Annotated in this window: 14 protein-coding genes; 6 read left to right on the plus strand and 8 right to left on the minus strand. The window is 39.5% G+C overall.

Translation table 11 applies throughout. The features are described from left to right. Positions 1–14: 14 nt before the first annotated feature. From ACEQ81_RS14835 to ACEQ81_RS14845, 3 genes are all read left to right on the plus strand, one after another. Positions 15–968: an acetyl-CoA carboxylase carboxyltransferase subunit alpha gene (locus ACEQ81_RS14835; protein WP_411031697.1), complete on the plus strand. Its 954-nt coding sequence runs from the start codon at positions 15–17 to the stop codon at positions 966–968. Between the two features lie 168 nt (positions 969–1,136). After that, positions 1,137–2,687 carry a replicative DNA helicase gene (gene dnaB / locus ACEQ81_RS14840; RefSeq protein WP_411031698.1) on the plus strand — a complete coding sequence of 517 codons (1,551 nt, stop codon included), beginning with the start codon at positions 1,137–1,139 and terminating at the stop codon, positions 2,685–2,687. A 91-nt stretch (positions 2,688–2,778) separates the two neighbouring features. Further along, a complete protein-coding gene (locus ACEQ81_RS14845) occupies positions 2,779–3,993 on the plus strand; it encodes an asparagine synthetase B (protein ID WP_411031699.1) in 1,215 nt (404 codons plus the stop codon). Here the strand turns inward: ACEQ81_RS14845 and ACEQ81_RS14850 are convergent. Next, positions 3,990–4,793: an HAD family hydrolase gene (locus ACEQ81_RS14850; RefSeq protein ID WP_411031700.1), complete on the minus strand. Its 804-nt coding sequence runs from the start codon at positions 4,791–4,793 to the stop codon at positions 3,990–3,992. The two genes, ACEQ81_RS14845 and ACEQ81_RS14850, sit on opposite strands and share 4 nt — an antisense overlap. Before the next feature lie 109 nt (positions 4,794–4,902). On the opposite strand from ACEQ81_RS14850, the gene ACEQ81_RS14855 reads away from it, so the two are divergent. Continuing rightward, on the plus strand, positions 4,903–5,325 hold the full coding sequence (locus ACEQ81_RS14855; protein ID WP_411031701.1) for a secondary thiamine-phosphate synthase enzyme YjbQ: 423 nt from the start codon (positions 4,903–4,905) through the stop codon (positions 5,323–5,325). Between the two features lie 59 nt (positions 5,326–5,384). Then, positions 5,385–6,461 carry an adenylate/guanylate cyclase domain-containing protein gene (locus ACEQ81_RS14860; RefSeq protein WP_411031702.1) on the plus strand — a complete coding sequence of 359 codons (1,077 nt, stop codon included), beginning with the start codon at positions 5,385–5,387 and terminating at the stop codon, positions 6,459–6,461. A 50-nt stretch (positions 6,462–6,511) separates the two neighbouring features. Here ACEQ81_RS14860 and rplT read toward each other — a convergent pair whose 3' ends face one another. The 5 genes from rplT to ACEQ81_RS14885 form a co-directional block, all read right to left on the minus strand. Then, the gene (gene rplT / locus ACEQ81_RS14865; protein WP_411031703.1) at positions 6,512–6,856 is read right to left on the minus strand and encodes a 50S ribosomal protein L20; all 345 of its coding nucleotides are present in this window, start codon (positions 6,854–6,856) and stop codon (positions 6,512–6,514) included. 84 nt (positions 6,857–6,940) lie between these two features. After that, the gene (gene rpmI / locus ACEQ81_RS14870; protein WP_411031704.1) at positions 6,941–7,138 is read right to left on the minus strand and encodes a 50S ribosomal protein L35; all 198 of its coding nucleotides are present in this window, start codon (positions 7,136–7,138) and stop codon (positions 6,941–6,943) included. A 32-nt stretch (positions 7,139–7,170) separates the two neighbouring features. Beyond that, on the minus strand, positions 7,171–7,725 hold the full coding sequence (gene infC / locus ACEQ81_RS14875; protein WP_411032028.1) for a translation initiation factor IF-3: 555 nt from the start codon (positions 7,723–7,725) through the stop codon (positions 7,171–7,173). A gap of 29 nt (positions 7,726–7,754) precedes the next feature. Then, positions 7,755–9,695, minus strand: coding sequence for a threonine--tRNA ligase (gene thrS, locus ACEQ81_RS14880; RefSeq protein ID WP_411031705.1), 1,941 nt, complete (start codon positions 9,693–9,695; stop codon positions 7,755–7,757). Positions 9,696–9,780: 85 nt separating this feature from the next. Then, the gene (locus ACEQ81_RS14885; RefSeq protein ID WP_411031706.1) at positions 9,781–10,029 is read right to left on the minus strand and encodes a DUF6095 family protein; all 249 of its coding nucleotides are present in this window, start codon (positions 10,027–10,029) and stop codon (positions 9,781–9,783) included. Between the two features lie 178 nt (positions 10,030–10,207). On the opposite strand from ACEQ81_RS14885, the gene ACEQ81_RS14890 reads away from it, so the two are divergent. Further along, the gene (locus ACEQ81_RS14890; protein WP_411031707.1) at positions 10,208–11,557 is read left to right on the plus strand and encodes a GntP family permease; all 1,350 of its coding nucleotides are present in this window, start codon (positions 10,208–10,210) and stop codon (positions 11,555–11,557) included. 25 nt (positions 11,558–11,582) lie between these two features. Here the strand turns inward: ACEQ81_RS14890 and ACEQ81_RS14895 are convergent, their stop codons facing one another. Continuing rightward, entirely contained in the window at positions 11,583–12,446 is an 864-nt protein-coding gene (locus ACEQ81_RS14895) for a hypothetical protein (RefSeq protein WP_411031708.1), read from the minus strand. 4 nt (positions 12,447–12,450) lie between these two features. Continuing rightward, positions 12,451–14,850 (minus strand): TonB-dependent receptor, encoded by a 2,400-nt coding sequence (locus ACEQ81_RS14900; protein ID WP_411031709.1) that lies wholly within the window; start codon positions 14,848–14,850, stop codon positions 12,451–12,453. Positions 14,851–15,161: the final 311 nt, after the last annotated feature.

The following is a 15,161-nucleotide window of genomic DNA, read 5'->3' on the forward strand; positions in this document are numbered from 1 at the left end:
AAACCTGAACATTCATGGAATATTTGGATTTCGAACTTCCAATAAAAGAACTGGAAGAACAGCTTGATAAATGCATGGTAATTGGCGAAGAGAGCGATGTTGATGTTACCGAGACCTGTAAACAAATAGAAAAAAAGCTGCAAGAGACCCGAAAGGACATTTACAAAAACCTTACTGCATGGCAAAGGGTGCAACTCTCTAGACACCCAAATAGGCCATATACATTAGATTATATAAATGCAATTTGTGGGGACACTTTTTTAGAATTACACGGCGATAGAAACGTAAAGGACGATAAAGCCATGATTGGCGGTTTGGGTAAAATTGGTGATCAAAGTTATATGTTCGTTGGTCAACAAAAAGGGTATAATACTAAAACCAGGCAGTACCGTAATTTTGGTATGGCCAATCCGGAAGGGTACAGAAAGGCATTGCGTTTAATGAAATCTGCTGAGAAGTTTGGGTTACCGGTAGTCTGTTTAATAGACACCCCGGGAGCATACCCGGGAATTGAAGCCGAGGAACGTGGTCAGGGAGAGGCAATTGCCAGAAACATTCTTGAGATGACCCGCTTAAAAGTACCCATCATTGTGGTTATTATAGGTGAAGGTGCGTCTGGTGGCGCTCTGGGTATTGGGGTAGGAGATAAGGTACTTATGTTGGAAAATACGTGGTACTCGGTTATATCCCCCGAGTCTTGCTCTTCAATTTTATGGAGAAGCTGGGAGTACAAGGAACAGGCAGCCGATGCATTGAAGCTTACCGCCACGGACATGAAAAAATTAAAACTTATCGATGAAATTGTTAGGGAACCTGTAGGAGGTGCCCACTCCAATAGAGATAAGACTTTTGAAATTGTAAAGAACAAAATTTCTACCCGATACGAAGAACTAAAAAAGTTATCACCAAAAGATTTAGTAAAATCACGGATGGATAAGTATGCCAATATGGGTGTATTTAACGGGTAGTCCGTGTTTTTCACAACTTTAAAAAAATCCGGGAAATCAACTTACCGGATTTTTTTGGTTATGAACACAATTTCGTAACTTATCAACAAGTAAATTGTTAACCACCGGTTGATATCGTAAGTATTGCCATACATGTTAACTTAAGGTTAATTGCATACTTTAGCACCCATGGAAAAATCTAGCCCAATTGTTGGTCGTAAAATAGACAAATCCACTTTAATTAGCTTGGAACGGGGTAAAATACCCCCTCAATCTGTTGATTTAGAGGAAGTTGTGTTGGGCGCTATGATGATAGATAAAAAAGGAGTGGATGAAGTAATAGATATCCTACATCCAGATGTATTTTATAAAGATGCCCATCGCCATATCTACGAAGCCATCTTTAAACTCTTCGAAACCTCCGAACCAGTGGATTTATTAACCGTTTCTTCCCAATTAAAGCAAGACGGGCGGTTAGAGGCCGTAGGCGGGGATTTTTACTTGATAAAACTTACCCAAAAAGTGGCCTCATCCGCACATATTGAGTTTCATGCTCGTATAATTCTTCAAAAATACATACAGCGAAGTTTGATTAAAATTTCCAACGAAATTATAGAGGATGCCTATGATGATGGTACAGATGTTTTTGATTTATTGGACAATGCCGAATCTAAATTATATGATGTAACACAAGGTAACCTGAAGCGCTCCGCAGAGACGGCCCAAAATCTGGTAATACAGGCAAAGAAGCGTATTGAGGAAATTGCAAATAAAGAAGGTTTAAGTGGCATACCATCTGGTTTTGATAAGGTAGATAAATTAACTTCCGGATGGCAACCCAGTGATTTGGTGATAATTGCTGCCCGTCCTGGTATGGGAAAAACGGCGCTTACCCTTTCCATGGCAAGGAATATGGCGGTAAACTCCGATATTCCTGTAGCTTTCTTTTCCCTGGAAATGTCCTCTGTGCAATTAATTACCCGACTTATCTCTTCTGAAACAGGATTGTCATCGGAAAAGTTGAGAACGGGAAGATTGGAAAAACATGAATGGGAGCAGTTAAACGTTAAGGTAAAAGCGTTGGAAAAAGCTCCCTTATTTATAGATGATACCCCGTCCTTATCTATTTTTGACCTTAGGGCAAAGGCAAGAAGGTTGGCCTCCCAACACGGTATACGATTGGTAGTTATAGATTATTTGCAGTTGATGACCGCCGGTGGTAGCCAAAAAGGCGGAAATCGCGAGCAGGAGATTTCTACAATTTCGAGAAATTTAAAAGCACTGGCTAAGGAACTGAATGTCCCCGTCATAGCACTATCCCAATTATCTAGGGCCGTGGAGACCCGTGGTGGTAGCAAAAGACCCATACTATCGGATTTAAGGGAATCCGGAGCCATTGAGCAAGATGCAGATATCGTATCCTTTATTTATAGACCAGAATACTATAAGATTGACGAGTGGGACGATGAGGAACGTACTCCCACACAAGGGCAAGCAGAGTTTATTGTCGCCAAGCATAGAAATGGCGGTTTAGATAATATTAGGTTAAAGTTCATTGGACAACTAGGTAAATTCGATAATTTAGATGACTTTGATTCTCCATTTGAGTTTCAGTCAAAGATGAATGCCGATGAGGAGAATCCGTTCATAACCAAAAACCTTCCCGATCCGGGACAAGCTTTTGGAAGTTCTATGAACGAAGGCCTAGACCCCAATGATAATAATGACGTACCTTTTTAACTATATAAAAAAATTAAGCCGTGCTACAAGGACTTGTGGCTTTTGCAAGTTTAGCCTAACTTTTCTTTTTCTCTTTGTTAGTGCATACAATATGTATGCATCTAGTATCCTTATTCCCATGGATGACGAAAGTCAGATAAACCATCTTAAGGCTTACGGAATAACGTATTGGGTACTGACCAAACAGCAGAAAGTACAGTGGTTACTTAACTATAGAGGAGGTTCTTTTTTATTGCCCGATGGCGATAACATTAGGAAAGAATGCCAAATAAGAGGGGTATCTTTTGAAATTTTGTCGGATAGTGAGGCCCAAAAGATTTTAGAAACCATTAGCAGTCCTTCTAAAAATCAGGAAGCTGTTGTACTGGAGAAAGCCCCTAAAATAGCCGTTTATTCCCCTAAAGGAAACCAGCCTTGGGATGATGCAGTTACCATGGTACTTTCTTATGCTGAAATTCCGTATGTAACGGTTTACGATGAAGAAGTATTGGACAATAAATTGGCGTTGTACGATTGGTTACATTTACACCACGAAGATTTTACCGGACAGTATGGCAAATTCTATGGTGCCTATAGAGCGGCACCTTGGTATTTGGAGGGGAAACAGCAAGCAGAGGCCTTGGCCTCCAAATTGGGGTTCTCCAAAGTTTCAGAGGAAAAAGGGGCGGTTGCCCAAAAAATACGTAACTACGTCATTGGAGGTGGGTTTATGTTCGCTATGTGTTCTGCAACCGATAGTTTTGATATTGCCCTTGCTGCCGATGGAGTAGATATTTGCGAACCAATGTTCGATGGCGACGCCTCGGACCCCAACTACCAGTCGAGATTGGATTATGACAAAACATTTGCCTTTACCAATTTTATTTTGGAACGTAACCCGTCACGATACGAATTTTCTTCTATCGACATGACCAACAAACGTAGAAACGTACCCAAGGAATCCGACTATTTTTCCCTAATGGATTTTTCCGCAAAGTGGGATCCTGTACCTACTATGCTTTGTCAAAACCACACGGCGCTCGTAAAAGGCTTTATGGGACAGACAACCTCTTTTACAAGAGAGCAAATAAAGCCAACGGTTATGGTGCTAGGCGAAAATAGGATAAACGGTGAGGCCCGCTACATTCATGGGATAAAAGGAAAAGGTTTTTTTACTTTTTACGGGGGCCACGATCCGGAAGATTACCAGCATAGGGTAGGGGATCCAAAGACGGAATTGGAATTGCATCCCACCTCGCCCGGATATCGCCTTATTTTGAATAACGTATTGTTTCCGGCAGCGCGTAAAAAGAAACAGAAGACTTAAGATTTATGGGACAACAGTTGTTCCAATACCTTTTCTACACCAAACTCATCATTACTTAATGTTCTATAGTTGGCAGCCTTCAATACATTTGGGTGGGCATTGGCCATGGCAAAGCTAAAATGTGCCCTGCCCAACATTTCCAAATCGTTGTTGTAATCACCAAATACTAGGGTTTCATTAGGATGTATATTGTTTTCTTCTTGTAGTTTTTTAACCGCAAAGCCTTTATTGGCATTTTTATGTGAAAGATCTACCCAGTTCTCACCAGATACCTTTACTTTAAGTTCATCCTCTAGATGCATCACAGCAGGATAAATGTGTTGCTCAGAATTTATAAAATGATAGACTGCAATTTTCAGAATTTCCCCGTGGTAATCCATAAGATCCTCCACCAAGGTAAATTCGCTGTAGTACTGTTTCAACATTTCTATAAAATGCTCGGAATCACCTTTTAGAAAGGCATCGTTCTTACCACAAAATACGGGGTAAGCGCCCTCAATTTGTGATACGATCTTCAGTAGTTTGGATAAGGTATCGCGATCCAAGGGTGTAGCCAATAATTCCTGTTCTCGCTGCATCATAAAACCACCGTTCTCAGCGATTACCACAATATCGTCCTTAATGGGGTGCAATTTGTTTACAATACTGCTGTGTTGCCTTCCGCTTGCTGCAACAAAAAGAATGTCCCTTTTTCTTAATTCTTCAAAAAGCTCAAAAAAGAGCGGACTTACTTCATGGCTAGAATTTAGAAGCGTACCATCCATATCGGTAACCACCATTTTTATATTTGATAAATCCATCTACGTCGGTTTTAAGATGGCAAAGGTATTTTATATAGGTTGATTTTATAGGGTTGGTGGGTAAACTTTGTATTATTTTAGTGAAATCTATAGGTAAAAAGGGAACATAATGATTTTTTTTCAAGAAGAAGTGCGACTACCCTCTTTTGTGAGGGGGTTTCATTTAATTACGGATACCGTACTTAAGGCAATGCCACAGATAAAACAAGTGTCTACTGGGATGTTAACTGTATTTATAAAGCACACCTCTGCCAGCCTTACCATTAATGAGAATGCAGACCCAACGGTACGAACAGATTTTGAAAGTCACATAAACGTTATGGTGCCGGAAGATGCACCGTATTACATACATACCTATGAGGGTCCAGATGATATGCCGGCCCATATAAAGGCCTCCTTAATGGGTTCCTCAGTTCAGGTACCAGTAACCCAAGGAAGACTAAACTTGGGGACATGGCAAGGTATTTATCTTTGTGAGCACAGAAATAACGCTTCGGGCAGAAGTTTGGTAATCAGCTGTTTTGGACATTAACAAAGACTACAAAAATATTGCTGTAACTTTGTTTTGAACCAATCTAAACCTACAATACCTTGAAAGAAAACTTAAAAGAGTTTCTTAGATTACTATTCGCGGCCATCGTATTTTGGTCTTTCGTCTTCTGTTTTTTTATTCTAATTAGATATTATGCTATAAATCAGGAACAGGGGCTTATCCTCGATCGGGATTTTGATGTTTCCATTACCCAATGGTTAGATTTTGGGGTCTTCCTGGGCATTTTTATAGGTTTCTTCTATGCTCTCATAGAATTCCTATTCGATAAGTACCTCATAAAAAAACTTTATTTGGGGCTTTCCATAATTATTAGAACCATCATTTATTTAATAGTACTCATTGCATCTTTAACCATGATTATGGATGTGGCCGAGGTGCGTATGGACCTAGATTTACCCAATGAAAAGGGATGGTGGCGTACCAATAAGGTCTTTTGGTTAACAGTACTTTATTTTGGAATATTCTCTTTGGTGTTTTCATTTCTAAAAATTGTAAATGAAAAATTTGGCAAAGGTGTTTTCTTTAAATTATTGATTGGACGGTATAGAAAGCCTAGGGAAGAAGATAAGGTATTTATGTTTTTAGATCTGAGATCTTCCACGACCATTGCTGAAACTTTGGGTCATTTTAAATATAGCCAATTGATACAAGACTGTTTTTTGGACCTTAATAGTACTCTGAACCGGCATTTTGCTGAGGTATATCAATATGTAGGGGACGAAGCTGTAGTAAGTTGGGATTTTAAGAAAGCCATAAAAAACAATAATTGCATAGCACTGTTCTTTGCTTTTCAGGATAGAATACAGAAAAGAAGTGGGTATTATCTAAAAAAATACGATACCGTTCCAGAATTTAAGGCAGGGGTTCATGGCGGAAAATTAATTGTGGTTGAAGTGGGTAGCATAAAAAAAGAGTTGGCTTACCATGGAGATGTTATAAATACGGCTGCCCGCATACAGGATCAGTGCAACGTTTACAATGAAAAGTTGCTAGTATCCCAGCAACTTCTTCAAAAACTAAGCCTTTCCCCAAGTTTTACACATAAAATAATTGGTGACTTAATGCTGAAGGGGAAGAGTGTAAGTCTTTCCATTTCCGCTATTAAAAGGGCATAAAAAAATCCCGCCTTTTTGAGGCAGGATTTTTAGGCGAGATAAATCTATTATTATTTTACTTTGTCCACAATGGCCTTAAAAGCCTCTGGGTGGTTCATGGCCAAATCTGCTAAAACCTTTCGGTTAAGCTCTATGTTATTGGCTTTTACCCTCCCCATAAACTGGGAATAGGACATTCCGTGTAATCTGGCACCAGCGTTTATACGCGTAATCCATAGGGCACGAAAACTTCTTTTTTTGTTTCTACGGTCTCTATAAGCATATGTCATTGCTTTTTCAACCGCATTTTTGGCTACTGTCCAAACGTTTTTACGTCTTCCAAAGTAACCTTTGGCTTGCTTCATCACCTTTTTTCTTCGGGCTCTAGAAGCAACTGAATTTACTGATCTTGGCATAATTTTAATTTTTTTTGTAGTAGGCGTCCAAATTAATGGTTCTTTAAAGGCCTAACTCCATGGTTAATAATTACCTGTAAACAATTACTTTAAACGTAATTGTTCTTTAATACTGTTAACATCAGCTTGGTGTACCAAGGTATCGTGTGTTAACTTTAGCTTACGCTTCTTAGATTTCTTCGTAAGAATGTGGCTCTTAAAAGCGTGCTTTCTTTTGATTTTACCGGTACCGGTAAGCTTAAAACGCTTTTTGGCACTGGATTTTGTTTTCATCTTAGGCATTTTCTTCCTAGTTTATGGTTTATCTCGCTTATTTACTTTTTTGTTTTGGGAGCAATGAACATGGTCATTCGCTTGCCTTCAAGCTTGGGCATTTGTTCTACCTTTCCATATTCTTCCAATTCCTGGGCAAGCCTCAGCAATAATATTTCTCCTTGATCTTTGTATACTATAGAACGTCCTTTAAAGAAAACATAGGCTTTTAATTTGGCCCCATCTTTTAAGAACTTCTCTGCATGTTTCTTTTTAAACTCATAATCGTGGTCATCCGTCTGGGGACCAAACCTAATTTCCTTAACGACTACTTTAGAGGCTTTGGCCTTCATGGCTTTTTCTCGCTTCTTTTGTTCGTAAAGGAATTTTTTGTAATCAATAATTTTGCAAACGGGTGGATCTGCCTTTGGTGATATTTCAACCAAGTCAAGTCCTAATTCATCAGATTTTGCTATTGCATCCTGTAAGGAATATACACCCACTTCTACATTATCACCTACCAATCTAACATTGGGAGATGTAATTTTTGCATTGATATTGTGCGGGTTTTTATTTTCCCTTCTAGGTTGGGGCCTAAATCTTCTTCTTATTGCTATGGCTTAATTTTTTTAATTAAAATTATTTTTTAAAACGACTTTAAGGTACTATTTATTTCTTTAGATACCAACTCGGCAAAATCTTTTACTGATATGGAACCCAAATCCTCACCACCGTGTTTTCGGACCGAAATTGTACCGTTTTTTTCCTCATTCTCACCAACGATCAGCATATAGGGTAACTTGTTCATTTCAGCTTCACGTATTTTCTTCCCTACGGTCTCGTTTCTCTTGTCAACGAGGGCGCGAATTTCGTCATTTTCCAGTGAATTTAAAACTTTTTCAGCATATTTTTCATACTTCTCGCTGATTGGTAATAAGATAGCTTGCTCTGGTATGAGCCATAAAGGGAAATTTCCACCGGTATGTTCCAATAAAAGGGCGATAAAACGCTCCATACTTCCAAATGGCGCCCTATGTATCATTATGGGTCTATGTAGCTCATTATCACTACCTTTATAAGTGAGATCAAAGCGTTCGGGCAAGTTATAATCTACCTGAATGGTACCCAATTGCCAGTTTCTTCCCAAGGCATCTTTCACCATAAAATCTAGCTTTGGCCCATAAAATGCAGCTTCACCCGTTTCAATTTTATAATCGAGCCCTTTCTCCGTAGCTGCATTTATAATGGCATTTTCTGCTTTTTCCCAGTTTTCTACCGACCCGAGGTATTTTTCGGGCTTATCCAAATCGCGGATAGAGACTTGTGCGGTAAAGTTTTCGAACCCCAATGAGTTTAAAACATACAACGAAAGGTCTATTACATTTTTAAATTCCTGATCTAGTTGATCCGGGGTACAAAAAATATGGGCATCGTCTTGTGTGAACCCTCTTACCCTTGTTAGACCGTGTAACTCACCACTTTGTTCATAGCGATATACCGTACCGAATTCTGCATAGCGCTTGGGTAGCTCTCTATAGCTAAAAGGCCGAGCGTTGAATATTTCGCAATGATGCGGACAGTTCATCGGTTTAAGTAAAAATTCCTCTTCTGCCTTAGGGGTTTTTATAGGTTGAAAACTATCTTCCCCATATTTTTCATAATGACCAGAGGTAACGTACAATTCCTTTTGCCCGATATGAGGTGTTACCACCATTTCGTAGCCAGCTTTTTTCTGCGCTTTTTTCAGAAACTGCTCTAACCGATCCCTTAAAGCAGCGCCCTTAGGGAGCCATAATGGAAGTCCCAGACCTACTTTTTGGGAGAATGTGAAAAGCCCCAGTTCCTTGCCCAGCTTTCTGTGGTCTCTTTTTTTTGCCTCTTCTAACAGTGCAAGATATTCTGTAAGTTCTTTTTGTTTAGGAAAGGAAATACCATAGATACGGGTAAGTTGTTTATTTTTTTCATCGCCTCGCCAATACGCCCCGGCAACACTCAATATTTTAATGGCCTTCACAATTCCCGTATTGGGTATGTGACCACCTCTACACAAATCGGTAAAGGTATCATGATCGCAGAAGGTAATAGTACCATCCTCTAGGTTCTCTATGAGCTCAATTTTGTATTCATTGCCTTGCTCTTTATAGAATTCCAGTGCATCGGCCTTGGACACGGCGCGCATTTTATAACTATGCTTTCCACGGGCTATTTCCAGGGCTCTTTTCTCTATTTCCGGAAAATCCTTTTCGGAAACGGCATGTTCCCCAAAATCCACATCATAGTAGAAACCGTTTTCAATAGCCGGACCAATAGTTAGTTTTATTCCAGGATACAAATTCTCTAATGCCTGGGCAACGATATGTGATGTAGAATGCCAAAATGCTTTTTTTCCTTCTTCGTTATTCCAAGTATATAAAACTAAACTCCCGTCTTGGGTCAATGGGGTAACGGTCTCAACAACTGTGTCATTGAACATGGCCGAAATAACGTTTCTTGCCAAACCTTCACTAATACTTTGGGCCACATCCATAGGTGTGCTTCCAGCAGCGTACTCCTTTATTGTTCCGTCGGGTAGTGTAATTTTTATCATATGTATCTTAACATCAATAAGCTTGCAAAGATAATACCTTGCGCTGATGCGGGCAATATAATGCGTAAGGATTTTGGATGGATGTTTATTGCGAAGCTTTGCGGTTCTTGTTCTTTTTTCCGAAAATGGCGTCCATCAGAATTTTAATACTATAAAACCCCATTCCCATGGCGGCTATGGCCAATATCAACCCTAGAATAAGTACAGGGATATACAATGGATGCCCCTGATTTTTGAAGGCTTGGTATAGCGCAAATGGGGCCGTAAACATAAGTGCTACCGTATAGGCGATAAATTTTAGTCCTTTTACCAATAAGACTTTGTCTGTTTTCATGAGCTATTGACTATTTTTTGGAACCCTTAGGATATAGAGTCTAGAATTTGTGGGTGCAAATTCCAAAAATAGGAATAATGGCATATATTTATGCAAATCGTATTGGTTAATCTGCAACATAGACCAGAATGCTCTGTTTTGAGTTTTAACCAAAATCACCGCCAACTCAATTTGTACTATGGAAATTTTCCTGATTCTGTTTTTCGTAATTCTGTTTATAATCATTGCAACGGTAAAGTTTAAGGTACATCCTGTATTTTCTTTGGTCATTGCAGCATTGATTACGGGCGGCCTTTTAGGAAAAGAATCTGGTATTATAGTAGGTGCCATTACGGAAGGTTTTGGTAAAACGCTTTCGGCAATTGGTTTGATTATAGCTTTTGGAACGGTTATCGGAGCATTTTTGGAAAGGACAGGAGGCACAAAAGTTATAGCCGATTCCGTATTAAAATGGATTGGCCTTAAGCGCTCGCCCTTGGCCATGAATATTACCGGCTTTGTAATCTCCATACCTGTATTTTGCGATTCGGGCTTCATAATTCTTTCTTCCCTAAACAAGGCACTGAGCAAGAAAACGGGTTTACCTGTGCTTCTTTTTGCGGTTTCTTTGGCCACCGGACTGTATACCGCCCATGTTTTTATTCCCCCAACACCCGGACCTCTGGCAGCTGCTGCTGTTTTGGAGGCAGATTTGGGGTTGGTATTTCTCTTTGGAATGTTAGTCGCCATCCCGGTGTCGCTTGTAGGATATTTGTGGGCACGGTTCGCAGGAAAGTCCATAGCGCATCATATTGAAGAGGATGATTTTGATGAGTTACCGGGTAAGGAAACACCACCACCAAAAACACCAGGCTATAAGGTAACTACCATATCCGCTTTTTTACCCCTTGTGATTCCCATTACCTTTATTGCTCTTAAATCTATTGTTAATTATCCTACCCATCCTTTTGGTGAAGGTACCATCTATAGCATTTTAAACTTTGTGGGCGACCCTACAATTTCCTTGCTAATAGGAGCTTTGCTGGCATTTAATATAGGGAGAAAAGCTTCTTTGGACGAGCGATCCAAATGGGTGATAACGGCTCTTAAGGATGCCGGATCTATTATCTTGATTACCGGTGCCGGCGGTGCTTTCGGTAATGTATTGCGGCAAGCAGATATTGCCGGTTTAATAAACTTGGATGCCCAGATGGTACAGGGCGGAATTTTAGTTGCGTTTGGCATTGCCGCCATACTTAAAACCGCACAAGGATCATCAACGGTATCTATCATTACAACGGCAGCCATTATGGCGCCTCTACTCGTCTCTTTGGGGCTAGACTCTGCAATGGGTAAAACTCTTACGGTATTGGCCATAGGAGCCGGTGCAATGACGGTCTCCCACATAAACGATAGTTATTTTTGGGTGGTAACCCAATTTTCAAAAATGAATGTAAAGACGGCACTTAGGAGTTTTACAACAGCAACCTTTTTGCAGGGAATTACCGCGTTGATCATAATTTTGATCATTCAGGCAATAAGTGGCTGATGATTTGGTCTACGAGTGTGGAATATTACCTTTCTTCAATAGTAATGGTCTGTTTAAATTCTTGAACTACAGCAAAATAACCTAGCGCAAAGTTGTTGGGAAGATCAACATTGTCAAAGAATTCGATATTGTCCAGATCGGTAAAGTTGGAGATATTGCCCCTTACGGTTGCTACAGGGGTTGCAAAAGGGTTAAAATCATCACCACTTTGTTCTATAAGCTGATTCATGTAATTGTAAAATGATAAATCTGCTCCAAGAATGCTGATTTCCACTTCTTGTCCAGGTTGCAGGTCCTGATCATAGAAATAGGAGAACTGAAATTGCTGACCTTGAAAGAAAGTGTCTTCCGTCACCAAAAATTCATCGAAATCAAAATCGAAAATATAAAAATCTTCCCGACTGCCATCATCGGTATAGGTGATAATAATTTCGGTTTCATCATCTTCGAACAAAGTTCCATTGCCTTGTTCCAAATTATCTATCGGAACCGTTTTTACATACCTTGTACTTGCCAAAAATATTTGATCCTCGTAGTCTATCTGCAAAAGAAGTTCTCCATCTTGAAAAAAGTCTATGGTAGTCAGCACTTCATAAATACCCGTACCGGGTTCATTCTCCTCTAGAATGATAAAGTTTGGGTTAGGTGTAGTGGGTAGGGCCAAGTTTGTTATGGAAATTTGCCTAAGGTTGGCTGGTGGAATTGTACCAAAAAAAGGACTGGTAAGGGAAACTTTTATCACTGCATTAACAATAGGCAAACTTTCATCTACCCTAATCAGCGCATCTACAATCAATCTTGGCTCTTCCTCGGGTACGTCTATTTCCACCACATCTTCACATCGTGTAAAAATTAGAATGATAAATACGAGAAATAGTATTTTTTTCATGTTCTTAAAACTTAAAATTATAAGTGACAGCAGGAACTATACCAAAAATGGAGGTCCTTACAGCTTCATTTACGCCAGTGTCCTGATTTCGTCTAAAATTGATTGAGGCCGCATTGCGCCTGTTGTACAAGTTATATACGCTGAATACCCATTCTGATTGCCATTTTCGACCAATATTTTTTTTGGGGACCAGGGTTGCAGATAGATCTATTCTATGATAGTTAGGTAGGCGCTCTATATTTCTTTGTCCAAAGAACGGCACCGTTAACCCTTGAAATTCAAATTGTCCTATGGGAAAGTTGGTAGGCTGACCGGTCTGGAAAACGAAATTGGAGTTGAAACTCCATTTTTTATTGAGTTCGTAACTGGCGAAAACGGAAACATCGTGGGTTTTATCATATGGGGTGTTGTACCATTGTCCAAGATTTATCCCAGTTTCCCTATTAGACCTACCATCGTCTATCACAGGGATTCTTCCGGGTGTTCGTTGTTCGGATTTTGATAAAGTGTATGCCAACCATCCCTTAAATTTACCTTCATTTTTTCGGAGCAGTACTTCCCAACCATAGGCCCGGGCCTCTCCATTTAAAATAACCTGCTCTATGGCGTTATTGGCAATAAGGTTGGCACCGTCTATATAATCTATTCTGTTTTCAATATCCTTATAAAAAACCTCGGTTTCCAGGGAGTATGCGCCCTGTTTAAAATTCCTAAAGTAACCCAGTGCATATTGATCCAATAGTTGGGGTTTAATAAAGGGACCACTAGGGGCCCAAACATCCAAGGGGGTAGGAGAACTTGTATTGGATAACAGGTGAAGATACTGGGCCAATCTGGTATAGCTGGCCTTTACTGAAGTATTTGGGTTTATTTCATAAGCTACCGTAACCCTTGGTTCTAGATTGGAGAAAGAAGCGAGTTTTCCCCCTCGGCCCGGATCTATGGTTTCTAAGGGAGTGGCCTCTTCATAAATCAAAAGAAAAGGGTCGAAGATAACCGGATTATCATTTTCATATACATTTAATTCGTCCTGGCCAAGACGAATAAAATGACTAAATCGCAATCCCAGACCTAGGTTAAGCTTTTCCGTTATTTTTTGTTGTACATCTATGTATGCAGCAAATTCGTTGGCAAATTTTTTGGTCAACTGGTCTTCTACAATACCGGAGTCTTCATTGCTCGGAACTATTTTTCCGGGATTAAACTCGTAATAGATATTGTTTAATCCATAGTTAATCTGTAGCTTATCGTTTATATAATGTTTTAGATCATATTTTGCATTTAAATTTAGAATACCCGAATCCCATTCAAAACCTACAAAATCTAACTCCAATCCATAGAAATAGTCAGAATATATTAAGGATAAGTTGGAAAATAATTTGTCGGAGAAAAGGTGGTTCCATCTAAAATTAACCACCGCATTACCATAAGTGTTCACAAAACTATCGTTGATACTAAACAGGTCACGCCCAAAATAAGCAGACAGAAAGACGTTGTTCCTATCATTTATTTTATAGTTTAATTTAGTGTTTAGATCATAGAAATAAGCCTTATTGTTTACATTAAAAAGAGGGAGGAACAAATGTGCATATGATGCCCTTCCTCCAATTAAGAAGGCCGATTTATCTTTTACGATGGGCCCTTCGGCCAAGAGCCTACTTGCTACTGCACCAATACCACCGTTCATTTTAAATGTTTTACTATTTCCTTCTTTCTGAAATATTTCCAAGACCGATGACAATCGGCCACCATACCGAGAGGGTATTCCTCCCTTAAAGAGTTTAACGTCCTTAATAGCATCTGGGTTAAAGACAGAGAATAGACCAAAGAGGTGCGATGAATTGAAAATGGTAGCCTCGTCCAAAAGAATGAGGTTCTGATCGGCTGCACCGCCTCGGACATTAAAGCCCGAAGCAGCTTCCCCTGCATTGGTTACCCCGGGTAACAGTAATATGGATTTGATAACATCTGCCTCGCCTAGGACAACAGGAATTTTCTTAATTGTACTTGTACCCAGGGTAACCACACTCATTTGCGGGGCTTTAATGTTTACTTTTTCGGCATCCTCCGTAACTACAACTTCCTCTAACTGTTCGGCTTTAGGAAATAGGGAGAGATTATATCTTTCGTTTTTGGTTAGTGATATCTTTTGCGTGATGGTTTGAAAACCTATGTAACTTATTTGGAGGTTGTATTCTCCGGCAGGCAATGTAATGGAATAAAACCCATATTCGTTGGTGGTAACGCCAGTTCGCAATTCAGGAATTGCTATAGTAACACCAATAAGCGTTTCATTACTGGAAGCTTCGGTGATTGTTCCACTAAGTGTATACTTTTGCTGCGAAAAAAGGGTTAGGGAAAAGAAAAGAAAAATGAGCAGTACTGGTTTACCAGATTTTATCATCAAAGCATTTTTTTTTTAAATGTAGACAGAAAGTGTGAGGTTACAAAAGGTCGATTCTATTTATTGTTATTTAAACCCCATTCTGATTGCCCATTATGAATATGATGATGCTAGCGTGTTTTTAGTTTGGTAGGAAATGGCAGTATCAAATTCTGTGACGAAATAGCATAAGGTTTCGCGGGTTTGTCTATAAAAAATACCGAAGGTAAGCACATGTTTTTGGGCTTAACAATTTCGTAATGAAAAAACAGCAACCAAACTTTGAGGGATCGGTTGCTGCAATTAAAGGTAATAGTTTTTGATTGTATGTG

The sequence above is a fragment of the Spongiimicrobium sp. 3-5 genome, assembly GCF_046557915.1.
Lineage (GTDB): Bacteria > Bacteroidota > Bacteroidia > Flavobacteriales > Flavobacteriaceae > JBHEBG01.